We start from the raw sequence: 22,363 nt of genomic DNA, 5'->3' as shown, positions 1-22,363 counted from the left end.
AGGCAGCCCCATCAATTGGTTCTATGTATTATCGTGCAACAAACTCAACAATTGTTGCGATGATAAATAGAGTAGCGAAGAAACCAAATGAAACAACGAAACCAACACCAGAATCTGTTGAATCATTACGTTTGCTTTGAACATTTTTTTCAAAAGTATTCACAAATAACCCCTCCTATATCAATTTTAGTATAAATCAATATAACTAAAAAATCCATAGTATGTTTGTTTTAGTTATACCGTTTTAAATGAAGAAACCGGGTCTTTATTTAAAACGTTTATATAAATTAGAGATTAGTATTTACTAATCTCTTCCTTCTCATGTAGGACATGTTATACTATACTAAGAAAATTAGTGTAGAGGTGCAAAACATGATTAATGATTTACATAAAAAATTGAAAAAGAATGTATCGCCAATGTATTTATTGGTAGGTACTGAAGATTTTTTACTTCAAGAAGCGGAAAACTTAATCGTGAAAGCAGCTTTACAAGGAGAAATTGATGATTTTAACTATCAAACATATGATTTAAAAGAGTCTTATTTAAGTGAAGCTCTTGAGGATGCTCAAACACCGTCCTTTTTTGGTGGGAATAAGGTCATCATCATAAAATCATGTTTGTTTTTAACAGCTCAAAAAGAAAAAATTGTACAAGATCTAGAACCATTATTTGATTATATTGAAAATCCTGCGCCATTTACTACTGTTGTTTTTGTGGCTGCTTATGAAAAATTGGACGAACGGAAAAAGGTAACAAAAGCCTTGAAAAAACAAGTAGAGCTAGTTGAGTGCCACCCGGTTGAAACGAATAATTTAGACGGTTGGATTAAAGAGCGTTTTACTGGGAATGTAACAATTACTAAAGAGGCAATTGAAAAGCTAAAATTACTCGTTGGAAATAATTTATCAATCTTAAAACTTGAATGTGAGAAGTTACAATTGTTTATTGGAAATGAAGGCGAAGTTGATGCAGACCTAGTAGAAATGATGGTAGCAAAAACAATTGAACAAAATGTTTTTTCTCTTATCGAAAAAACAGCGGTAAGACAAACAACTGAGGCACTGAAAATTCTTCATGAATTATTATTTATTGGCGAAGAACCGATAAAAATAGTTGCATTGTTAGCTAGTCAGTTTAGATTATTATATGGAATAAAGCAATTATCAAGTAGTGGCTATTCAAATAATCAAATTGCCTCCTCAGTAGGTGTATCCCCAGGGAGAGTGTTTTATGGACAAAAGCAAGCGAATAACTTTCAAGCAAGTGAATTGAAAGAAGCGATACGATTAATTGCTGAAGTTGATTATAAAATGAAGACTGGTCAAGGAGATAAGGTCATGATCCTTGAAATGTTAATTCTTCAATTAAATAAATAATTTAAGAAAAACCGACATAAAGAATAAAAAATGGCAGTCCAATCGTTAAATTGGGCTGCCATTTTTTATCATATAAAAGTCTATAAAATTCAGTCTATTACCAATACAATCTGTTATAATGTAGGAATTGTAAAAGATTTCCTATAAAAGGTGTTTGGGAGAGAGATGAATGGCTGGAATTCCTAAAGAAATAAACGATGTATTAGATACTTACTTTCATTATTTTGATTTGAAATTACCTAATTTAATCGATTCTTTTTATCTTTATGGCTCGATTACTTTAAGTGCTTTTAAGAATGGATTTAGCGATATCGATTTTATAGCTGTTGTAAAGCGCAAAGTTTCTGAAGCTGATGTAAAAATACTGAGAGATATTCATAAAGATATGCAAAGAAAATTTCCAAATACAATTTTAGATGGGTGGTATATTTTTAAAGAAGATTTGCAGTCTTTAAATGAAGAAGGGAAATTATGTATTCGTTTCAATGATGGGCAGTTTCAAGGTTTAAATATATTTGAGCAGAATTCGATCGATGTTTTTCAATTAAAAACATACGGTATAACTGTTAGGGGGCTAAATATTGATAATGTAGATATTTCAGTAAACTGGGATACACTACTATCTAATATGAGAAATAATCTTAATTCTTATTGGCTTAGCTGGTTAAATAATTGTAAAAAGTTCCCTACAGTTAACTATTTGAGTTTAATTGTCAGTTTAAGAAGTATTGAATGGGGAGTTTTAGGAGTATCTCGAATTTATTACACATTGAAAGAAAAAGATATTACATCAAAAGTAGGAGCGGGTGAATATGCTTTAAAGTCAGTTCCTAAAAGATGGCATAAGATTATTAATGAGTCATTGAGATTACGAACAGATCATAAAAAATCCTATTACAAATCGATTTTTACAAGAAGAAAAGATGCGATTGACTACATGGAGTTTATCATTCGCGAATGTAATAAAATTAGATAATTTATCTGATACTTTATTGTACGAAAAAATGGTGTCTCAGCTGAGACACCATTTCATTCATTACGCGTTCATAGCGTTAACTTTTTTAGCTAAACGAGATTTTTGACGTGAAGCAGCGTTTTTGTGGATTAGATTGCTGTTAACAGCTTTATCTAATTTTTTAGAAGCAGTTAATAAAGCTTCTTGCGCTTTTTCAGTTTCGTTATTAGTAACTAAAGCTTCAACAGTTTTCACTGCAGTACGCATTTCTGATTTTAGAGATGCGTTGTGAGCACGATGAGCTTCAGCTGTTTTTACACGTTTAATAGCTGATTTAATATTTGGCATACCTTTCACCTCCCGAATGCAGTCGAGAAATTTGCCTCGAATACAAATAGAACAAAACTTATTTTATCAAAACAAGTCCCATTTGGCAATAGAATTCATAAAGCTATTTTCGCCTTTTCAAAAGAAAAATAAACAATTCGTTTAGAATTGGTAACATCTAGCTAAACTAGTTAAGAAGAGAATTGTTAAATTTCGATGAGTATTGTGGAGGCTAGATAAATGAGTGAATTAGATTTAAGTCAATATAGTGTTCGAACAGATTTAGCAGTAGAAGCAAAAGAGATGCTCGAGGAGCGAGAACAGACAAAGGAAGAAATTACCGGTGTCATCGTTAAAGAACGAGAAGCTGATGGTGTAAGTATTTCTCATGTTCATATTAAAGAGTCCGCATCTGAAAGAATTGGTAAAAAGCCAGGTAATTATTTAACACTTCAAGTTCAAGGGATTCGTGAACAAGATACTGAGCTTCAAGAAAAGGTTGAAAAGGTTTTTGCAAACGAGTTTTCTGCATTCTTAAAAAATTTAGGAATTACGGAAGATCAAACGTGTTTAGTTGTCGGTTTAGGAAATTGGAATGTAACTCCTGATGCACTTGGGCCAATGGTTGTTGAAAATTTAGTTGTCACGAAGCATCTTTTTGAACTACAGCCTGAAAGTGTACAAGATGGTTATCGTCCAGTTTGTGCTTTATCTCCAGGCGTAATGGGGATCACTGGTATTGAAACGAGCGATATTATTTCAGGTGTCATTGAAAAAGTAAAACCAGATTTTGTCATTGCGATTGATGCACTTGCAGCAAGATCTATTGAGCGCGTTAATACAACAATCCAAATTACAGATAATGGCATTCATCCAGGTTCTGGAATAGGAAATAAACGGAAGGAATTAAGTAAGGAAACACTAGGTATTCCGGTTATTGCGATTGGTGTTCCAACCGTTGTTGATGCTGTTGCGATTACAAGTGATACAATTGACTTCATTTTAAAACATTTTGGACGTGAAATAAAAGAAGGAGACAAGCCAGCTAAAGCGTTAATTCCTTCAGGTATGGCATTTGGAGAAAAGAAAAAGTATACCGACGAAGATATGCCTGGTGAAAAGGAACGAATGGCATTTATGGGAATTGTAGGAACACTTGAAGAGAATGAAAAAAGGAAACTGATACATGAGGTATTGTCACCACTAGGTCATAACTTAATGGTTACACCAAAAGAAGTGGATACATTTATTGAAGATATGGCAAATATTATTGCTGGCGGTATGAACGCTGCGCTGCATTCTAAAATTAATCAAGATAATATTGGCTCTTATACTCATTAATATTTCGTAAGTGAGGAGAAACACATGAAATATATGGTTCGGTATTTTACGCTAATTATCATTTTTTCGATAACGATCATTACTTGTATGCAAGTTGCGAAAGATGGAATAAGTAAAGTTACTTCGACTGATTACTATCATGTAGACGATGTAGTAAAAATTTCAAAAGAAGATGGGAAAGCTGGTCCAGTACTTTTTGGAAAGGATTACACGAAAGAAGGACTAGCAATTCGAGAAGATCATTTAGAAAGATTAGGGGCATTTAATTATTTTACAGTTGTTGGAAAAGGAATATCTCATTTTGTTGCGTATGTAACTGAAAAAGGGATTAAGATTGTTGAAAAAATTCCTTCTATTATTGATAGCTTAAATTAGACCTTCTAAACTTCATTCGACATATACTGCTAATATAGATTGAATATTTCCCTATTTTTTTGATATAATCAAAACTATCTATGCTGTCGAGAAATTTAGGAGTGATGAAATGAATAAAGAGTCAAGATCAGAAAGACAAAAGAGAATTAGAAACTTTTCAATCATCGCACACATTGACCATGGAAAGTCTACATTAGCAGATAGAATTCTTGAGAAAACAAATGCATTAACACAGCGTGAGATGAAGTCTCAGCTATTGGACTCAATGGATTTAGAGCGTGAACGTGGAATTACCATTAAATTAAATGCTGTGCAGTTACAATATAAAGCTAAAAATGGAGAAGAATATATTCTTCATTTAATTGATACTCCTGGACATGTCGACTTCACTTATGAAGTTTCACGTAGTTTAGCAGCTTGTGAAGGCGCAATTCTCGTAGTTGATGCTGCACAAGGTATCGAAGCACAAACATTGGCGAACGTCTATTTAGCTTTAGACAATGATTTAGAAATTTTACCAGTTATTAATAAGATTGACCTACCGAGTGCTGAGCCTGAACGTGTAAGACAAGAAGTTGAAGAGGTAATTGGTTTAGATGCTTCTGAAGCAGTATTAGCATCTGCTAAAGCAGGAATCGGAATAGAAGAAATTCTAGAACAAATTGTAGAAAAAGTACCAGCTCCAACAGGGGATCCAGATGCGCCTTTAAAAGCACTTATTTTTGATTCATTATTCGATCCATATCGTGGTGTTGTAGCTTATATTCGTATTGTAGAAGGTACTGTAAAAGTAGGTCAAAAAATTAGAATGATGGCTACTGGTAAAGAATTCGAAGTAGTTGAAGCAGGAGTATTTACTCCTCGTACTACACAACGTGATGAGTTAACTGTAGGTGACGTAGGTTTCTTAACTGCTTCTATTAAAAATGTTGGAGATACTCGCGTTGGGGATACAATTACTCTTGCTGAGAATCCAGCAACCGAGCCACTACCAGGTTATCGTAAATTAAATCCTATGGTATTCTGTGGATTATATCCAATAGATACTTCTAAATATAATGATTTACGTGATGCACTTGAAAAACTTCAATTAAATGATGCAGCTTTACAATTTGAAGCTGAAACTTCACAAGCTTTAGGATTTGGTTTCCGTTGTGGATTTTTAGGATTATTACACATGGAAATCATTCAAGAGCGTATTGAACGTGAATTCAAAATTGATTTAATTACAACAGCACCAAGTGTTATCTATAATGTTTACACAACAAAAGGTGATTTGATTATCGTTGATAACCCTGCTCATATGCCAGACCCTCAATCAATTGATCGAGTAGAAGAGCCTTACGTAAAAGCAAAAATCATGGTTCCAAATGATTTTGTTGGAGCAATCATGGAACTTTGCCAAAAGAAACGCGGAAACTTTATCGATATGCAATATTTAGATGCAAACCGTGTTACGTTAACGTATGAAATTCCATTATCTGAAATTGTTTATGATTTCTTTGACCAATTAAAATCAAGTACAAAAGGTTATGCTTCATTTGATTATGAACTGATTGGTTACAAAGTTTCTAAACTTGTGAAAATGGATATTTTATTAAACGGTGAACAAGTAGATGCTCTATCATTTATCGTTCATAGAGATGCTGCTTATGATCGTGGGAAAATTATCGTTGATAAATTAAAAGAACTAATTCCAAGACAACAGTTCGAAGTACCAGTTCAAGCGGCAATCGGACAAAAAATTGTTGCTCGTTCAACAATTAAGTCAATGGGTAAAAACGTATTAGCAAAATGTTACGGTGGGGATATCTCTCGTAAACGTAAGCTATTAGATAAGCAAAAAGAAGGTAAAAAGCGAATGAAAGCTGTTGGTTCTGTAGAGGTACCACAAGAGGCATTCATGGCTGTTTTACGTATGGATGACTAATATTAAGTATTGATGTTGATGAGATGCCACCGTAATTAAATTGCGGTGGCATTGTAAATTTAGTTGCATTAATTTTTACTAAAATTTGTTATGGATCAAAAATAAGATGTAAATAATGATTAATAAAGTAAAGCCATTAATTAGACAAATTTCATAAGAAAATATACAATCATAAAGTTGAAATCAACGAAAGTCCCTGAATCTCACACCCTCAGAAGGTATTGGATCAGGGGCTTTTCACATAGAAAAGAGGAGAAGGTATGGCATCTTCCGTTTATATTCATATACCATTTTGTCAGCAGATTTGTTACTACTGCGATTTTAATAAATTTATGATGGACCGTCAGCCGGTTGATCAATATTTAGACTATTTAGAGAAAGAAATTATTGAAAGTTTAAAAAGAAATCCAATTTCGAATTTGAAAACCGTATTTGTAGGTGGAGGAACTCCAACTGCATTAACATTACCTCAAACTAAGCGCCTGATAGAAATAATTAATAACCATATTATTAAAGGGAAAAAAGATATCGAAATGACTTTTGAAAGTAATCCAAATGAGATTTCAAAAGAGAAGCTACAAATCTTAAAAGATGGTGGAGTGAATCGAATTAGTTTTGGAGCGCAAACGTTTGATGAAGGCTTACTTAAAAAGATTGGAAGAACACATTCACCAAATGAGATAGAAGAAGCAATCAAAACTGCAAAAGAAGTTGGTATTGATAATATTAATCTTGATTTAATGTATGCATTACCTGGTCAAACAATGGAACAATTCGTTGATTCTTTAGATAAAGCAATGAAGCTACCGATTCAGCACATCTCAGCATATTCATTAATTATTGAACCAAAAACGGTTTTTTACATAGAAATGAATAGGGGAAAACTGAAACCAGCACCAGAAGAAGATGAAGCGGCTATGTATGACTTTTTAATGAACTATTTAGAAAAAAATGGCTTTCATCAATATGAAATTAGCAATTTTGAAAAAAATGGATTAGAAAGTAAGCATAATCTTGTATATTGGAATAATGAAGAGTATTTTGGTTTTGGTGCAGGTGCACATGGCTATATTAATGGAATTCGCTATTCAAATGCAGGCCCATTAAAAAAATATTTTCAATTGATTGATGACACAGGTGTCCCAATTATTCATGAGCATACAGTAACGAAACAAGAACAAATGGAAGAAGAAATGTTTTTAGGGCTTCGTAAAATGGAGGGAGTTTCGGAAAGAAAGTTCCAAGAAAAATTTGGTTCAACATTTAATGAAGTATTTCCGAACGTAATAGAAAAACTAATGAAAGATGGATTAGTTGAGATGAATGGTGTATTTCTTCGATTAACCCACAAAGGGAAGTTACTAGGAAACGAAGTATTTCAGGCATTCTTACTTTAAAAGCAATAAGTATGAACACAATAGAGAGGTAGATGAGATTAGGGAGGATTTAAATAGATTACGATCCTTTCCTAATTAATCAACTTGCTCTTCTTTATTCCTGCCTTTAACTTCTTGACATCGTATAAAGGATTTGTTAAGTTAATAATATATTTAGCACTCACTAGATAAGAGTGCTAATAGAGGTGATAAACATGTTGACTGAAAGACAGTTATTGATTCTACAAATTATTATCGATGACTTTATTCGCATGGCACAACCTGTTGGTTCAAGGAGTTTATCTAAAAAGGAAGGTATTTCATTTAGTTCAGCAACGATACGAAATGAGATGGCTGATTTAGAAGAACTTGGTTATATTGAAAAGCCTCATAGCTCTGCAGGTCGAATCCCTTCTGAGAAAGGGTATCGTTTTTATGTAGACCATCTGTTATCACCACAAATTGTTAATGAAGATGATGTTCGTTCGATAAAAAGTATTTTTGCCGAGCGTATTTTTGAAATAGAAAAGCTTGTAAAAAATTCAGCTGATATCCTATCTGATTTAACAAATTACACAACAATTGCTCTAGGACCAAAAGTTACTGAAAATAAGCTTAAAAATATTCAGCTTATTCCAATAGGGCCTAATACAGCAGTATCAATTATTGTGACAGACACAGGTATTGTTAAAAATCGAACAGTAACTATACCGCCTGGTGTGTCTATGAGTGATATTGAAAAAATGGTAAATATATTAAATGAGCGACTAGTAAATGTTCCAATTCATCAAATAAATGACAAGCTTTATAAAGAAATAGCCATGATTTTACGTACGCATATTTCAAATTATGAAAGTGTAATTAAGATGATTGGTGGAACTATTGACGTACCGATTGAACAAAAGCTGATTCTAAGTGGAAAAACGAATATTTTAGCTCAACCAGAATTTCATAATGTAGAGACAATGAAAGTATTGTTAAACATGATTGAAAAGCAAGATGAACTAAAAAGTATTATTCCTTTTGAACAGATGGGTTTAAGTGTCAAAATTGGTAAGGAAAATGAAAAGTCTGGTTTAGAAAATGTAAGTATCATTAGTGCAACCTATTCATTAGGCGAAGATCAAATTGGTACAATCGCAGTATTAGGACCAACTCGTATGGAATACTCACGAGTAATCTCATTAATGCATTTAATAACAGGGCAATTGAATTTATTATTTTCATCTAAGGATGTTGAATAAATCCATTGTGATAAGAAACAATGGATTACATATAAAAAAATAGGAGGTGAAGGTGACATGACAGAACGTCAGGAAGAACTTTTAAATGAAGAAGTAGTGAATGAAGAAACTACTGTTGAAGAGCCTTCAATCTTTACAGAAGAAAATACAGAAGAGACAACTGATGATGTGAATTCTTCTGAAGATGAGCTTCAAAAACTTCGTGCTGAAGTAGATGAGAAGGAAAATAAGTACTTACGCCTACATGCTGATTTCGAAAATTATAAACGTCGTGCACTTTTAGACCAACAATCTTTAATGACTTATCGTGCTCAAAGTTTAGTAACTGATTTATTACCAGTACTAGATAATTTCGAACGTGCACTACAAGTTGAAGCAACAGATGAGCAAACTGCTTCTTTAAAACAAGGGATGGAAATGGTCTACCGTATGCTTGTTGAAGCTGTGAAAAAAGAAGGAGTAGAAGAAATCCCGGCACTTGGTGAACAATTCGATCCGAATGTCCATCAAGCTGTAATGCAAGAAAGTGATGATTCTAAACCATCTAATGAAATTCTACAAGAATTCCAAAAAGGCTATAAACTAAAGGACAGAGTAATTCGTCCATCAATGGTTAAAGTAAACGAGTAATTAGTTTGTTGAATATAAAATTTTAAAAAAACTAAAATATAACTTATGTAGATTTTAGGAGGAACATGCAATGAGTAAAATTATTGGTATTGACTTAGGTACAACTAACTCTTGTGTCGCAGTATTAGAAGGTGGAGAGCCAAAAGTAATCCCGAATCCAGAGGGTGGACGTACAACTCCGTCAGTTGTTGCGTTCAAAAATGGTGAGCGTCAAGTTGGGGAAGTAGCAAAACGTCAAGCAATTACAAACCCTAACACAATCATGTCAATTAAACGTCACATGGGTACTGCTCATAAAGAAAACATTGAAGGTAAAGAATATTCTCCACAAGAGATTTCTGCAATCATTCTTCAAAACTTAAAAGCATCTGCTGAAGCTTATTTAGGTGAAACAGTAACAAAAGCGGTTATTACAGTACCTGCATACTTTAATGATGCTGAGCGTCAAGCAACTAAAGATGCTGGTAAAATTGCTGGTTTAGAAGTTGAACGTATCATCAATGAGCCAACTGCGGCTGCATTAGCATACGGTTTAGATAAAATGGATGAAGACCAAACAATCCTAGTTTATGACTTAGGTGGCGGTACATTCGACGTTTCAATCCTTGAATTAGGTGATGGAATTTTTGAAGTTAAAGCTACAGCTGGTGACAACCGTTTAGGTGGAGATGACTTCGACCAAGTGATCATTGATTACTTAGTAGCTGAATTCAAAAAAGAAAATGGTGTTGACTTAAGCCAAGATAAAATGGCATTACAACGTTTAAAAGATGCTGCTGAAAAAGCAAAGAAAGATTTATCAGGTATTACTTCAACTCAAATTTCATTACCATTCATTAGCATGGGTGCAGCTGGTCCATTACACTTAGAGTTAAACTTAACTCGTGCAAAATTCGAAGAGCTTTCTCACAACTTAGTAGAAAGAACTTTAGGCCCAACTCGTCAAGCAATGAAAGATGCTGGTTTATCAGCTAGCCAAATTGACAAAGTAATCTTAGTTGGTGGATCTACTCGTATTCCTGCTGTTCAAGAAGCAATCAAAAAAGAAACAGGCAAAGAGCCACATAAAGGTGTAAACCCTGATGAAGTAGTAGCATTAGGTGCTGCAATTCAAGGTGGAGTATTAACTGGTGATGTTAAAGACGTAGTATTATTAGACGTAACTCCATTATCATTAGGTATTGAAACAATGGGTGGCGTTTTTACGAAGTTAATCGACCGTAACACAACAATCCCAACTAGCAAATCTCAAGTATTCTCAACAGCTGCTGATAATCAACCTGCTGTAGATATTCACGTTCTACAAGGTGAGCGTCCAATGGCTGCTGATAACAAAACATTAGGTCGTTTCCAATTAGCGGATATCCCACCAGCACCACGTGGAATTCCACAAATTGAAGTATCATTCGATATCGACAAAAATGGTATCGTAACAGTACGTGCAAAAGACTTAGGAACTCAAAAAGAGCAAAACATCGTAATTCAATCTTCTTCAGGTTTAAGTGACGAAGAAGTAGAACGCATGGTAAAAGAAGCTGAGCTAAATGCTGAAGCTGATGCAAAACGTAAAGAGGAAGTTGATCTTAAAAACGAAGCGGATCAATTAGTATTCCAAGTAGAGAAAACTTTAAAAGATCTTGAAGGAAAAGTTGAAGAAGCTGAGGTTACTAAAGCTAACGAAGCTAAGGACGCATTAAAAGCTGCTTTAGAATCTGGTAACTTAGATGACATCCGTACGAAGAAAGATGCTCTTTCTGAAATCGTTCAAGCTTTAACGATGAAGCTTTATGAGCAAGCTGCTGCTGCACAGCAAGCTGCAGGTGGAGCTGAAGGCGAAGCGAAACAAGACGACGTAGTAGACGCTGAGTTTACAGAAGTTAAAGAAGATAAATAATACCGAAAAGTGGAAGGCGTTTGTCCAGAACGCCTGGAACTAGACCATATATCTAAAGTAAGGGAAGTCAAAGTCAGGGTAGCCTTGACTTTGACTTCTTCTTTTTCTTTTAGAAAAGCAGAGATTATGTTAAAATATTCTTTATGTGAAAGGAGCGGATTGTAACACTATGAGTAAACGTGATTACTATGATGTACTTGGTGTAAGTAAAAGTGCATCACAAGATGAGATAAAAAAATCGTTTCGTAAATTAGCAAAAACGTATCATCCAGACGTTAATAAAGATCCTGATGCACCTGAAAAGTTTAAAGAGGTGCAAGAAGCATATGAAACTTTATCAGATGATCAAAAACGCGCTCATTATGATCAGTTTGGTCATACAGATCCAAATCAAGGATTTGGTGGTGGCGGATTTGGCGGCGGCGGATTCGGTGGATTTGAAGATATTTTCAGTCAGTTTTTTGGAGGTGGCGGTGGACGTCGTCGTGACCCGAACGCACCAAGAGCTGGGGCTGATTTACAATATACAATGACAATCCAGTTTGAAGAAGCAGCATTTGGAATGGAAAAAGAAATTGAAATTCCTACTGAAGAAACATGTCATACATGTAGTGGTTCAGGTGCAAAACCTGGTACATCAAAAGAAACATGTAAACATTGTCATGGCTCAGGCCAAATGAGTGTTGAACAAAATACTCCATTTGGACGTATTGTGAATCGTACAACATGTTCACACTGTCAAGGTACTGGTCAGATTATTAAAGATAAATGTAATAATTGTCACGGTGCTGGCCGAGTGAAAACTCGTAAGAAAATCATGGTTAAAGTACCAGCTGGTATCGATGATGGTCAACAAATTCGACTTTCAGGTCAAGGAGAACCAGGTAAAAATGGTGGTCCTGCTGGAGATTTATATATTGCATTCCATGTTCGTGAACATGAATTCTTTGAACGTGATGGTAATGACGTTTACTGCGAGCTTCCATTAACATTTGCACAAGCCGCTTTAGGGGATGAAGTTGAAGTACCAACATTACATGGTAAAGTAAAAACGAAAATTCCTGCAGGAACTCAAACCGGCACTAGAATGCGTTTAAAAGGTAAAGGAATTAAAGATGTACGTGGATATGGTCAAGGTGATCAGCACGTAATCGTAAAAGTTATCACACCAACAAAACTAACAAGCCGTCAAAAAGAATTGCTTGAAGAGTTTTACAATATTGGCAAAAGTCAAAAAGACGATAAACACGATTCATTCTTTACAAAGTTAAAGCGTGCAGTTAAGAATTTTGGCGAATAATAGGTAAGAAATTAATTCAGTACGTTAGTTAAGGTAAAAAGTGGAAACACTAAATAGAAGAAGTAATTTTAATGGCACCCTCTAAATCTGACTATGATTAGAGGGTATTGCCAAGTAAAGAAGAGAGTATGAATGGAGTTGGTAGTTAATGAAATGGTCAGAATTAAGTATTCACACTACACAGGATGCGGTTGAACCGATTTCTAACATTTTACACGAAGCTGGTGCAAGTGGTGTTGTCATAGAGGATGTGTTTGATTTGACGAAGGAGCGAGCACAGGTTTACGGTGAAATCTACCAACTTAACCCAAAAGATTATCCAGAGGAAGGTGTAATTGTTAAAGCATACCTTCCTGTGAATAGTTTTTTAAACGATACGATCGACGGAATAAAAGAAGCTATAAATAATTTAATTTCATATGATATTGATTTAGGTAAAAATACATTTACTGTGCATGAAGTAAACGAAGAGGATTGGGCTACTGCATGGAAAAAATATTATCATCCAATTTCAATCTCAGATCGATTTACAATTGTACCTTCTTGGGAAGAGTATGAAGTTAAATCTTCAGATGAATTAATTATTGAATTAGATCCGGGAATGGCGTTTGGTACTGGTACTCATCCAACAACTGTTATGTGTATTCGTGCACTTGAGAAAGTTGTTAAACCGACTGACCGTGTAATCGATGTTGGAACTGGTTCAGGAGTTTTAAGTATTGCAGCTGCTAAACTTGGCTCTACAAACATAGAAGCTTATGATTTAGACGATGTAGCTGTTCGAAGTGCAAGAGAAAACGTTGTATTAAACAAAGTTGATGATGTCATAAAAGTTGGCCAAGGTAACTTACTACAAGGAATTGAAGGTCCGTTCCAAGTAGTTGTAGCGAACTTACTTGCTGAAATTATTCTTCGTTTCGTAGACGATGTGTTTACTGTTTTAGAACCAGGTGGAACATTTATTTCTTCAGGAATTATTGGTTCTAAACAAGAAGACATTGAAAATGAGCTTAAGCGAGTTGGTTTTGAAGTGAAGGAAGTATTACATTTAGAGGACTGGGTTGCAATTATTGCAAAAAAGCCAGAACAAGGAATGTAACATGCAAAGATATTTTATAGAAGAAACACAGTTGCAAAATGATCTAGTCACAATAACTGGTGATGATGCGCATCATATCGCAAATGTTATGCGAATGAAGCTAAATCAAGAAATTATTTGTACAGTTCCAGGTTCCTCAACTGTTCGTTGTACACTTACAAATATTTCTAGTGAACAAATAACTGCAGCTGTTGTAGAATATGTTGAGAATGCAAATGAATTACCAATATCAATAACGATTGCTAGTGGACTACCAAAAGGTGATAAACTAGAGTTAATCATTCAAAAAGGTACGGAGCTTGGAGCTTGTAGTTTTATACCTTTTGCTGCAGCTAGATCAATTGTTAAATTGGATGATAAAAAAGCTGGTAAAAAGGTTGATAGATGGCAAAAAATTGCAAAAGAAGCGGCAGAACAATCTTATCGATTTATTGTACCTTCGGTGGAACAACCAGCAACTTTTCAACAATTACTTAACTCAATACAGCATTATGATGCTTGTATTGTTGCATATGAAGAAAGTGCAAAAACAGGAGAATCAGCAGGGCTTGTTCAGACATTCCAATCATTAAAGGAAGGCTCACGATTACTAGTAGTTTTCGGACCTGAAGGTGGTTTGTCAGAAAAAGAAGTTAATCAGCTAGAAGAAAAAGGTGCTAAGCTATGTGGACTTGGACCAAGAATTCTACGAACAGAAACAGCACCATTTTATGTTTTAGCTGCTGCCTCCTTTCATTTTGAATTAATGGGGTGAAGAAATGCCACAAGTAGCTTTTCATACATTAGGTTGTAAAGTTAACCATTACGAAACAGAAGCAATTTGGCAACTGTTTAAAGCAGCAGGCTATGAACGTACAGAATACGAGACGAAAGCTGACGTTTATGTAATTAATACTTGTACAGTTACAAATACAGGTGACAAAAAAAGTAGACAAGTAATCCGTCGTGCCGTGCGCAAAAATCCAGATGCTGTAATTTGTGTAACTGGATGTTATGCACAAACATCTCCAGCCGAAATCATGGCAATTCCTGGGGTGGATATCGTTGTTGGTACACAGGACCGTACGAAAATGTTGGATTATATCGAGCAATACCGTGTAGAACGCCAACCAATCAATGGCGTTGGGAACATTATGAAAGCACGAGTTTATGAAGAGCTAGATGTACCTGCTTTTACTGACCGTACACGTGCTTCTTTAAAAATTCAAGAAGGTTGTAATAACTTCTGTACATTTTGTATTATTCCATGGGCACGTGGTTTAATGCGTTCTCGTGATCCAAAAGAAGTTGTCAAACAAGCTACGCAATTAGTAGAATCAGGCTATAAGGAAATTGTTTTAACTGGTATTCACACTGGTGGATACGGTCAAGACATGAAAGATTACAATTTAGCCATGTTATTAAAAGATTTAGAAACAGTTGAAGGATTAAAACGTGTTCGTATTTCTTCAATTGAAGCTAGTCAAATTACAGATGAAGTAATTGAAGTTCTTCGTCATTCAAATATTGTCGTTCGTCACTTACACGTACCATTACAATCTGGATCAGATACGGTCTTAAAACGTATGCGTCGTAAATACACAATGGCTGAATTTGCTGAGAGAATTGAAAAATTACGTGAGGTTTTACCAAACTGTTCAATTACATCAGATGTAATCGTAGGTTTCCCAGGTGAAACTGAAGAAGAGTTTATGGAAACATACAATTTCATCCGAGATAATAAATTCTCTGAATTACATGTATTCCCATACTCTAAACGTACAGGAACACCAGCTGCACGTATGGAAGATCAAGTTGACGAAGAAATTAAAAATGAACGTGTACATCGTTTAATTGAATTATCAAATCAACTTGCAAAAGAATACGCATCAATGTTTGATGGAGATGTTCTAGAAGTTATTCCAGAAGAAAAGTATACTGAAGATGGCGCAGAAGGACTATTAATTGGTTACACAGACAATTATCTAAAAGTCGTGTTCGAAGGAACAGAAGACATGATCGGTAAAATTGTAAAAGTTAAAATCGCAAAAGCGGGTTACCCAGTTAATAAAGGTGAATTTGTCCGAGTACTAGAAGATGTAGCTGTTAACTAAAGATAAAATAAAAGGATTGATAATCTAGAGTTTATCTGGATTATTGATCCTTTTTTTGTTCCTTTTAAAACGAAATAACGAATTCCCTCAAACTACCTGTAATGTAAAGTAATCTCTATACACAATATAAGGATAGAGGTGAAATAAAAATGTCAAAAGACAACCAATCAAGAAAAACTGATGACAATCATATCCACGTTGCAACCAACTCATACTTAGACACGAGCGAAAATGATTCGAATAAAATTAATTATGACGAAGGTGGTAGCCCATACCTTGATACAAGTGAAGACGCATCTTCAGCGGCGAACACAAGACGAGGAGCACCATATTTAAATACATAATGGAGAGAAGGAATATATCTTTCTCTTTGCTTGTATTTATAACTTCAACCTTAATATTTAGCTAATATACTAAAAGAGCTAATCAAGTCGTTGATTAGCTCTCTTTTATGACATATTTACTGATTTTTTCTTGCTAAAAATTTGGATTGTAAAACCAAAAATGATAATCACAATTGAAAATAATAAACTTAACCAAATGCTTTGAAATTTACCAACATAAGGCTGAACGATATATGAAAGGATAATACTGATGACAATACTAATTGGAATATAATTACCAACTTTACGTTTACTAAAGACAATAACTAAAATTGGAAATAGCAATGCAGAATATACATTTCCTGAGTAAAATAAAAGTTCTATCATTTTTTTTGATTGAATAAGTGTAGCAAAAAAGATAATCGCACCAATGATCACGGATAAAAGATAAGCAAGTTTTATTTTTTTTTGATCATTATTGATCTTGTGAATTGGCTCGATTATATTGATAATGATTAAACTAGCAAGCGAATGTAAAATTGCACCAAATGTTGAGGTAATCGCATTAAAAACACATAAAACAAAAAGTATAAAAAAGAATGGTGTTGTAATTTTATTTGCTAAACCAACTAATATTGATTGAATATCTGTAAATCCACCAGTAAATATAACAATAATAAAAAGGCATGAAAATGAAAGTGGGAAAATACACCATATTAACCCGGATATTGAGAAGGTTAAAGGAAGTTTTTTCGATTCAATCATAAATAATCGGTGCCATGAAGTAATGTCAAAGAAAAACTGACCAAATCCAACTAATAAGCCTGAAAATAAAAAACCCCATAAATCATAATGATCAATGACTAACATGTATGGATGGTATAATTTAATCCCATCATATACAGGTTGAACACCCTCTTTTACGAAAAAATACAACGGAATTAAAATTGCCGCTGCAAACATAGTTATAACCTGGATTCCTGCTAATCCATGGATTATTTTTAATCCACCAAACCCTGCAAAAAGTACACAATAGGTTATAAAGATGAATATTTCGATGTACAATGGTAAATTAAAAAGAAAATGAAATAAAGTAGATGCCGTCATCGATTGAATATATAATATGTGTAAACTAGTAAATAGTAAAATACAAATCATGATCCAATAACCAAGTGGATGTAGTTTTTTCTTCAAATAATCTCCAATTGTTAAACCATCAGGGTACTCCTGTCGAACCTTTTTCCCAATAAAACTAAATACAAATAAAGCAATCGCACCTAAAAATGCATAGCCGATTCCACCAAATACACCATATTTAATCATTGATTCTGGCGAAGATAATATCGTAGTTCCTGTTATCCAACGTGCCAAGAGAGAAATAATTCCCATTCCCATTCCAATTTGTATAGGACCTTGTACGTATTCTCTAAATGAACGTGAATTCACTGTTATTTTCCTTTCTCACGATACTCTTTTGGAGTAATGCCCTCAATTTTGCGAAATAAAGTACTAAAGTAATGCTGGCTATTAAAGCCTGAGTTTTCTGCTACATCGGATATGTTCCAATTTGGATTATTTGTTAAATAGCGCTTGGCAGCTTGTATTCTATAGTCTATTAAATATTCTGAAAATGACACGCCGACTTCTTCGTGAAATTTTCTACTTAAATAAGTATGATTCGTGTGAACTTCTCTGGCTACGTCAGAAAGAGACAGTTTTTCAGCGAAATGCTCATGAATATATAATAGAGTTTGATGGATTAAACTAGAATATTGATTTGATGTATCGGTATCACTATATTTAGATAACACTTTATCTAGTTCACTTTCAATGATTGGTTTTGTTAAATAATCAAGAACGCCGATTCGGATTGACTGCTGAGCATAATCAAAACTTTGATATGCTGTAACCATAATAATATCGACGTCTTTATTTTGAGCTCGAAGTTCTTCACCAAACTCTAGTCCAGAACGGCCAGGTAGATTAATATCTAAAAACGCAATGTTAATTTTATGATTTTGATTAATTGCCATTGCTTGACATGCATCAGCGGCTTTAAAGAACTTCCATAATGGGAACTTATTTTTTATCAAATATTCCATCTGTTCAAGCTCTAATGGTTCATCATCTACTAATAAAACATTCACTTTATTTTCCCTCCTTTACTTTAAAGAGTCATTGATCAGTGGCCAAACGACTTTAACATTTGTTCCTGATTCATTTGAAGTAATCAGTACATGTCCACTGTTTCCGAAATATAGTTGCAATCTCTTTTTTATATTGTCTAATCCATGGCCTTCTTGATTAGAAAATGAATTCGTCTTTCCCATTAAACCATTATCAATTACTTCTAAACAGACTAGCTCAGAATCTTGATAAAATCGAATATGAAGTAGGGCCTCTCCAACCTTTTTTTCTAATCCATGTTTAAATGAATTTTCTACTAAGGTTTGCAAAATAAAAGGGGGAACTTGCGCATTATATAAATCTTTTGGACAATCTAACTGAGTTTTAAGACGTTCTCCAAACCGTAGATTTTGAATATCTAAATAATATTGAGTATATTGGATTTCTTGATTTAACGGAATTAAGGGCTCTGATGATTTATATTTAAATTTTAAAAATTGAGAGAACGTTTCTAGTGCTCGAATTAATTCCGAAGTTCGATTTAAACGCGCTAAGCTTAATATGACATTAAGTGTATTAAATAAAAAGTGCGGTTGAATTTGCTGATTTAATTGATTGTATTGAGCTTCTTGTAATGCATGCTCTAACTGAATTTCTTTATTTTTATTTTCAAGTAAATCAATTCTTTTTTCAAAGATAAACAAAAATAATAAAGCAATAGCTCCCATAATAGGAGCTAAAATAAATAGCATAATAAGTAAAGTAAATCCCTCGTAACTAAGCATGAAGAACCTCAAATAGTATTTTTAATTTTTTTTGAAAGTGCTCCTATGGAAGTTAGACTAAAGCTCGAGCGTACCGTTATATCATGTAAAAGCACTCTTTTTGTCTTTTCGCATTCCATTGGAGCACCATTCGATTTATTATCTAATATGATCAGCTTTATAAAATTTTTAAATAGAAGTAAAAGAAACAACTTTGAAGAAGCATTTTTCTTCACTTCACGCCTATAAGAATACTATTTAATCAATTATGTGACAAGCAACTTGATGATTTTGCTCTGATATTTTTAATTCAGGTACTCTTGTTTTGCAAATATCAATCGCAAAAGGGCATCTTGTGTGAAAACGACAGCCGCTTGGAGGATTGATTGGAGAAGGTACATCTCCTGTTAAGATGATTCTTTCTCTTTGATGTACCGGGTTTGGTACAGGAATAGCAGATAATAGTGCACGCGTATAAGGATGTTGCGGATTTTCGAAAATAGATTTTTTATCGGCAATCTCAACAATTTTTCCTAAATACATAACCATTACTCGGTCAGAAATATGTCTAACTACACCTAAATCATGTGAGATGAAAAGGAAGGTAAGTGAGAATTTTTTCTGTAATGATTTTAATAAATTTAATACTTGAGCTTGAATTGAAACATCTAGAGCAGATACTGCTTCATCACAAATGATTAGTTTTGGATCAACTGCAAGTGCACGGGCAATTCCAACACGTTGACGTTGACCACCACTAAATTCATGAGGATAACGCTCCATAGCTTCTGGTCTTAACCCGACATGCCCTAACAGTTCCTCAATTCTAGCTTTACGTTCTTCTTTTGGAACGACATTTTGAATGGCTAAAGCTTCACCTAAAATTTCTCCAATTGTTTGTCTAGGATTAAGTGATGCAAATGGATCTTGGAAGATTACTTGTAGATCCTTTCTTATTTTACGCATTTCTTTTTTTCCTAAGCTTAATAAATCTTTATCTTTAAAATGGATGCTTCCACTAGTAGGCTCGTCTAATCTTAGAATGGCTCTACCAGTAGTAGACTTACCACAACCAGATTCTCCAACTATACTTAAAGTTTCTCCCTCGTAAATGTTGAAGCTAATATCGTCTACAGCTTTTACGTGATTAACCGTTCTTCCTAAAACGCCACCTTTTATTGGAAAGTATTGTTTTAAATGATCTACATTAAGTAGTATTTTTTTATCCACTAGTTGCAATGCCATTATTCAATCCCTACTTTCTCTTTGATGGTATGATCTGTCTCCCATTGTGATGTATACATCCAACAGCTGACTTCAGTATTTTTGTCAATTGTTAGTAAATCAGGCACTGATTGATGACATATATCCTTTGCATGTGCACAGCGTGGCGCAAAACTACAGCCTTTAGGCATATTAAATGGACTAGGTACAGTACCAGGAATTGTTGTTAATTCTTCTTGATCCATATCCAAACGTGGAAGAGAGTTTAATAACCCGATTGTATATGGGTGCTTAGGGTTATCAAAAAGTTCCTTTGCTGAAGTATATTCAACCATTCTACCAGCGTACATGACAGCCACTCGATCGCAAGTTTCATAAACAACGCCTAAATCATGCGTGATTAATATTACGGCTGTACCTAAATCTTTTTGTAGTGATTTAATTAAATCCAGAATTTGAGCTTGAATTGTCACATCTAGAGCGGTAGTCGGCTCATCTGCAATTAGCACTTCTGGATGACAAGCAAGTGCCATTGCGATCATAACCCTTTGTCTCATTCCGCCACTAAGCTCATGTGGTTCTTGCTTTGCACGTTTTTCAGGAGAAGGGATTCCTACAAGTCGCAGCATTTCAACTGCTTTATCCCAAGCTTCCTTTTTGCTTAATTTTTGGTGAAGACGAATCGCTTCTGCAATTTGTTCGCCTGCTGAATAAACAGGGTTTAACGATGTCATAGGCTCCTGAAAGATCATTGAAATTTCATTACCTCGAATCGAACGCATTTGCTTTTCTGTTTTTGCTAGTAAGTCTTCACCTTTAAAAAAGATACTACCACCAGCTATTTTTCCTGGAGGGGAAGGGATTAATCGTAAAAGGGATAATGATGTAATACTTTTACCACTTCCAGATTCTCCTACTATTCCAAGTGTTTCACCTTTTTTTAATTTAAAGCTAATTCCATTCACGGCTTTACTTATTCCTTCATCTGTATAAAAGTGGGTTTGTAGATTTTTAACCTCAAGAATTGTTTCATCAAATTGCTTTTTCATCGTAGTACCTCCTTAATTCAAGTCAACTCGTTTATTAAAGTAACGGTAGAGAATATCAACAGCTAGATTCATAAATACAAAGATAACTGAAGCGATTAAAACGCCACCTTGAACCATAGGTAAATCTCTTGTTCTAATCGCATCAACAATTAATCTACCAAGCCCATTAATTGCAAAAACTGACTCTGTTAAAACGGTACCACCAAGTAATGCACCAAATTGTAGACCAACAACAGTAATTACTGGAATTAATGCATTTTTTAGACCATGTTTATAAATAATGATATGTTCCTTTAAACCTTTTGCTCTTGCTGTACGCATATAGTCTTGACGAACAACTTCTAACATACTTGATCTAGTCATCCTAGCTACAATTGCAGCACCACCTGCACCTAATGTTAATGCGGGTAGAACCATATGTTTAAACGTTCCCCAACCAGCAACTGGAAAGATATGAAGGTTAACTGAAAAGAAGTAGATTAGCATTAAACCAAACCAGAAACTAGGTAAAGAGATTCCAAGTAAAGCGACAATCATAATTGTAATATCAGCTGCGGAATACTGTTTAGTTGCTGATATAATTCCAGCAAGCATACCAAGTACGACAGTAATGAAAATACTAGCTAATGCAAGTTCAATTGTAATAGGTAAACGAATCATAATCTCATCCAATACTGGACGGTTATTTCGAAGCGATTCGCCAAAATCACCTTGTAGTACATGAACAACATAGTCGAAATACTGAATGATGATTGGTCGATCAAGGCCAAGTTGGTGACGAATCATTTCGATTGTTTGTTTCGTAGCACCTTCTCCAGCAAGTAGTGTGGCTGGATCACCAGGAACCATTTGCATAATTAAAAAAACGACTAAACTTACACCAAGTAAAACTGGAATAGTTTGTATAATTCTTCTGACAATAAATAGAAACATTT

Annotated in this window: 22 protein-coding genes; 14 read left to right on the top strand and 8 right to left on the bottom strand. The window is 34.3% G+C overall.

Going from position 1 to position 22,363, the window contains the following annotated elements; genetic code table 11:
- Window positions 1-28: 28 nt before the first annotated feature.
- Window positions 29-163: a YqzM family protein gene (locus ACSBO6_RS15710; RefSeq protein WP_098846359.1), complete on the bottom strand. Its 135-nt coding sequence runs from the start codon at window positions 161-163 to the stop codon at window positions 29-31.
- A 209-nt stretch (window positions 164-372) separates the two neighbouring features.
- Here ACSBO6_RS15710 and holA point away from each other — a divergent pair, with 209 nt between their 5' ends.
- Entirely contained in the window at window positions 373-1,377 is a 1,005-nt protein-coding gene (gene holA / locus ACSBO6_RS15705) for a DNA polymerase III subunit delta (RefSeq protein ID WP_180232935.1), read from the top strand.
- Window positions 1,378-1,546: 169 nt separating this feature from the next.
- The gene (locus ACSBO6_RS15700) at window positions 1,547-2,353 is read left to right on the top strand and encodes an aminoglycoside adenylyltransferase domain-containing protein (protein ID WP_498843658.1); all 807 of its coding nucleotides are present in this window, start codon (window positions 1,547-1,549) and stop codon (window positions 2,351-2,353) included.
- Window positions 2,354-2,413: 60 nt separating this feature from the next.
- On the opposite strand, the gene rpsT is transcribed toward ACSBO6_RS15700, so the two are convergent.
- Window positions 2,414-2,680, bottom strand: coding sequence for a 30S ribosomal protein S20 (rpsT, locus tag ACSBO6_RS15695; protein ID WP_056472820.1), 267 nt, complete (start codon window positions 2,678-2,680; stop codon window positions 2,414-2,416).
- Window positions 2,681-2,899: 219 nt separating this feature from the next.
- On the opposite strand from rpsT, the gene gpr reads away from it, so the two are divergent.
- The 12 genes from gpr (at window position 2,900) to ACSBO6_RS15635 (ending at window position 16,285) form a co-directional block, all read left to right on the top strand.
- Window positions 2,900-4,000, top strand: coding sequence for a GPR endopeptidase (gene gpr / locus ACSBO6_RS15690; RefSeq protein ID WP_098846356.1), 1,101 nt, complete (start codon window positions 2,900-2,902; stop codon window positions 3,998-4,000).
- Between the two features lie 24 nt (window positions 4,001-4,024).
- Window positions 4,025-4,375 (top strand): DUF3679 domain-containing protein, encoded by a 351-nt coding sequence (locus ACSBO6_RS15685; protein ID WP_098846355.1) that lies wholly within the window; start codon window positions 4,025-4,027, stop codon window positions 4,373-4,375.
- A gap of 109 nt (window positions 4,376-4,484) precedes the next feature.
- Window positions 4,485-6,305: a translation elongation factor 4 gene (gene lepA / locus ACSBO6_RS15680; protein WP_098846354.1), complete on the top strand. Its 1,821-nt coding sequence runs from the start codon at window positions 4,485-4,487 to the stop codon at window positions 6,303-6,305.
- A 260-nt stretch (window positions 6,306-6,565) separates the two neighbouring features.
- Window positions 6,566-7,702, top strand: a complete 1,137-nt coding sequence (gene hemW / locus ACSBO6_RS15675; RefSeq protein ID WP_498843657.1) for a radical SAM family heme chaperone HemW — start codon at window positions 6,566-6,568, stop codon at window positions 7,700-7,702.
- A 194-nt stretch (window positions 7,703-7,896) separates the two neighbouring features.
- A complete protein-coding gene (gene hrcA / locus ACSBO6_RS15670) occupies window positions 7,897-8,925 on the top strand; it encodes a heat-inducible transcriptional repressor HrcA (protein WP_098846352.1) in 1,029 nt (342 codons plus the stop codon).
- 57 nt (window positions 8,926-8,982) lie between these two features.
- Entirely contained in the window at window positions 8,983-9,555 is a 573-nt protein-coding gene (grpE, locus tag ACSBO6_RS15665; RefSeq protein WP_098846351.1) for a nucleotide exchange factor GrpE, read from the top strand.
- 70 nt (window positions 9,556-9,625) lie between these two features.
- Window positions 9,626-11,449, top strand: coding sequence for a molecular chaperone DnaK (gene dnaK / locus ACSBO6_RS15660; protein WP_098846350.1), 1,824 nt, complete (start codon window positions 9,626-9,628; stop codon window positions 11,447-11,449).
- Window positions 11,450-11,618: 169 nt separating this feature from the next.
- On the top strand, window positions 11,619-12,749 hold the full coding sequence (gene dnaJ, locus ACSBO6_RS15655) for a molecular chaperone DnaJ (protein WP_498843656.1): 1,131 nt from the start codon (window positions 11,619-11,621) through the stop codon (window positions 12,747-12,749).
- A gap of 148 nt (window positions 12,750-12,897) precedes the next feature.
- Window positions 12,898-13,848 (top strand): 50S ribosomal protein L11 methyltransferase, encoded by a 951-nt coding sequence (gene prmA / locus ACSBO6_RS15650; protein ID WP_498843655.1) that lies wholly within the window; start codon window positions 12,898-12,900, stop codon window positions 13,846-13,848.
- Between the two features lies 1 nt (window position 13,849).
- Entirely contained in the window at window positions 13,850-14,602 is a 753-nt protein-coding gene (locus tag ACSBO6_RS15645) for a 16S rRNA (uracil(1498)-N(3))-methyltransferase (protein ID WP_098846347.1), read from the top strand.
- A 4-nt stretch (window positions 14,603-14,606) separates the two neighbouring features.
- The gene (mtaB, locus tag ACSBO6_RS15640; RefSeq protein WP_098846346.1) at window positions 14,607-15,941 is read left to right on the top strand and encodes a tRNA (N(6)-L-threonylcarbamoyladenosine(37)-C(2))-methylthiotransferase MtaB; all 1,335 of its coding nucleotides are present in this window, start codon (window positions 14,607-14,609) and stop codon (window positions 15,939-15,941) included.
- A gap of 149 nt (window positions 15,942-16,090) precedes the next feature.
- Window positions 16,091-16,285: a hypothetical protein gene (locus tag ACSBO6_RS15635; RefSeq protein ID WP_098233662.1), complete on the top strand. Its 195-nt coding sequence runs from the start codon at window positions 16,091-16,093 to the stop codon at window positions 16,283-16,285.
- A 105-nt stretch (window positions 16,286-16,390) separates the two neighbouring features.
- Here ACSBO6_RS15635 and ACSBO6_RS15630 read toward each other — a convergent pair whose 3' ends face one another.
- From ACSBO6_RS15630 to ACSBO6_RS15605, 6 genes are all read right to left on the bottom strand, one after another.
- Window positions 16,391-17,710, bottom strand: a complete 1,320-nt coding sequence (locus ACSBO6_RS15630; protein WP_498843654.1) for a sodium:solute symporter family transporter — start codon at window positions 17,708-17,710, stop codon at window positions 16,391-16,393.
- A 2-nt stretch (window positions 17,711-17,712) separates the two neighbouring features.
- Window positions 17,713-18,411: a response regulator transcription factor gene (locus ACSBO6_RS15625; protein WP_498843653.1), complete on the bottom strand. Its 699-nt coding sequence runs from the start codon at window positions 18,409-18,411 to the stop codon at window positions 17,713-17,715.
- Window positions 18,412-18,426: 15 nt separating this feature from the next.
- Complete coding sequence (locus ACSBO6_RS15620) at window positions 18,427-19,176, bottom strand: sensor histidine kinase (RefSeq protein WP_098846343.1); 750 nt, start codon at window positions 19,174-19,176, stop codon at window positions 18,427-18,429.
- Window positions 19,177-19,413: 237 nt separating this feature from the next.
- Window positions 19,414-20,400 (bottom strand): ABC transporter ATP-binding protein, encoded by a 987-nt coding sequence (locus ACSBO6_RS15615; protein ID WP_098846342.1) that lies wholly within the window; start codon window positions 20,398-20,400, stop codon window positions 19,414-19,416.
- Window positions 20,400-21,428 carry an ABC transporter ATP-binding protein gene (locus ACSBO6_RS15610; RefSeq protein ID WP_098846341.1) on the bottom strand — a complete coding sequence of 343 codons (1,029 nt, stop codon included), beginning with the start codon at window positions 21,426-21,428 and terminating at the stop codon, window positions 20,400-20,402. The genes ACSBO6_RS15615 and ACSBO6_RS15610 overlap by 1 nt, the downstream gene beginning before the upstream one ends.
- 12 nt (window positions 21,429-21,440) lie before the next feature.
- Window positions 21,441-22,361, bottom strand: a complete 921-nt coding sequence (locus tag ACSBO6_RS15605) for an ABC transporter permease (protein WP_098846340.1) — start codon at window positions 22,359-22,361, stop codon at window positions 21,441-21,443.
- Between the last annotated feature and the right edge of the window lie 2 nt (window positions 22,362-22,363).

Source organism: Bacillus sp. AL-1R, from assembly GCF_052180195.1.
Taxonomy (GTDB): domain Bacteria; phylum Bacillota; class Bacilli; order Bacillales; family Bacillaceae_G; genus Gottfriedia.
Note: the sequence above shows the minus strand (reverse complement) of the source record. Positions and strands in the feature narration are given on the sequence as shown.

Excerpts from the sequence above, each read along its gene's own strand:
- holA (WP_180232935.1), top strand. The coding sequence starts at position 373 with ATGATTAATGATTTACATAAAAAATTGAAAAAGAATGTATCGCCAATG.
- ACSBO6_RS15700 (WP_498843658.1), top strand. The coding sequence starts at position 1,547 with ATGGCTGGAATTCCTAAAGAAATAAACGATGTATTAGATACTTACTTT.
- rpsT (WP_056472820.1), bottom strand. The coding sequence starts at position 2,680 with ATGCCAAATATTAAATCAGCTATTAAACGTGTAAAAACAGCTGAAGCT.
- gpr (WP_098846356.1), top strand. The coding sequence starts at position 2,900 with ATGAGTGAATTAGATTTAAGTCAATATAGTGTTCGAACAGATTTAGCA.
- ACSBO6_RS15685 (WP_098846355.1), top strand. The coding sequence starts at position 4,025 with ATGAAATATATGGTTCGGTATTTTACGCTAATTATCATTTTTTCGATA.
- lepA (WP_098846354.1), top strand. The coding sequence starts at position 4,485 with ATGAATAAAGAGTCAAGATCAGAAAGACAAAAGAGAATTAGAAACTTT.
- hemW (WP_498843657.1), top strand. The coding sequence starts at position 6,566 with ATGGCATCTTCCGTTTATATTCATATACCATTTTGTCAGCAGATTTGT.
- hrcA (WP_098846352.1), top strand. The coding sequence starts at position 7,897 with ATGTTGACTGAAAGACAGTTATTGATTCTACAAATTATTATCGATGAC.
- grpE (WP_098846351.1), top strand. The coding sequence starts at position 8,983 with ATGACAGAACGTCAGGAAGAACTTTTAAATGAAGAAGTAGTGAATGAA.
- dnaK (WP_098846350.1), top strand. The coding sequence starts at position 9,626 with ATGAGTAAAATTATTGGTATTGACTTAGGTACAACTAACTCTTGTGTC.
- dnaJ (WP_498843656.1), top strand. The coding sequence starts at position 11,619 with ATGAGTAAACGTGATTACTATGATGTACTTGGTGTAAGTAAAAGTGCA.
- prmA (WP_498843655.1), top strand. The coding sequence starts at position 12,898 with ATGAAATGGTCAGAATTAAGTATTCACACTACACAGGATGCGGTTGAA.
- ACSBO6_RS15645 (WP_098846347.1), top strand. The coding sequence starts at position 13,850 with ATGCAAAGATATTTTATAGAAGAAACACAGTTGCAAAATGATCTAGTC.
- mtaB (WP_098846346.1), top strand. The coding sequence starts at position 14,607 with ATGCCACAAGTAGCTTTTCATACATTAGGTTGTAAAGTTAACCATTAC.
- ACSBO6_RS15635 (WP_098233662.1), top strand. The coding sequence starts at position 16,091 with ATGTCAAAAGACAACCAATCAAGAAAAACTGATGACAATCATATCCAC.
- ACSBO6_RS15620 (WP_098846343.1), bottom strand. The coding sequence starts at position 19,176 with ATGCTTAGTTACGAGGGATTTACTTTACTTATTATGCTATTTATTTTA.
- ACSBO6_RS15615 (WP_098846342.1), bottom strand. The coding sequence starts at position 20,400 with ATGGCATTGCAACTAGTGGATAAAAAAATACTACTTAATGTAGATCAT.
- ACSBO6_RS15610 (WP_098846341.1), bottom strand. The coding sequence starts at position 21,428 with ATGAAAAAGCAATTTGATGAAACAATTCTTGAGGTTAAAAATCTACAA.
- ACSBO6_RS15605 (WP_098846340.1), bottom strand. The coding sequence starts at position 22,361 with ATGTTTCTATTTATTGTCAGAAGAATTATACAAACTATTCCAGTTTTA.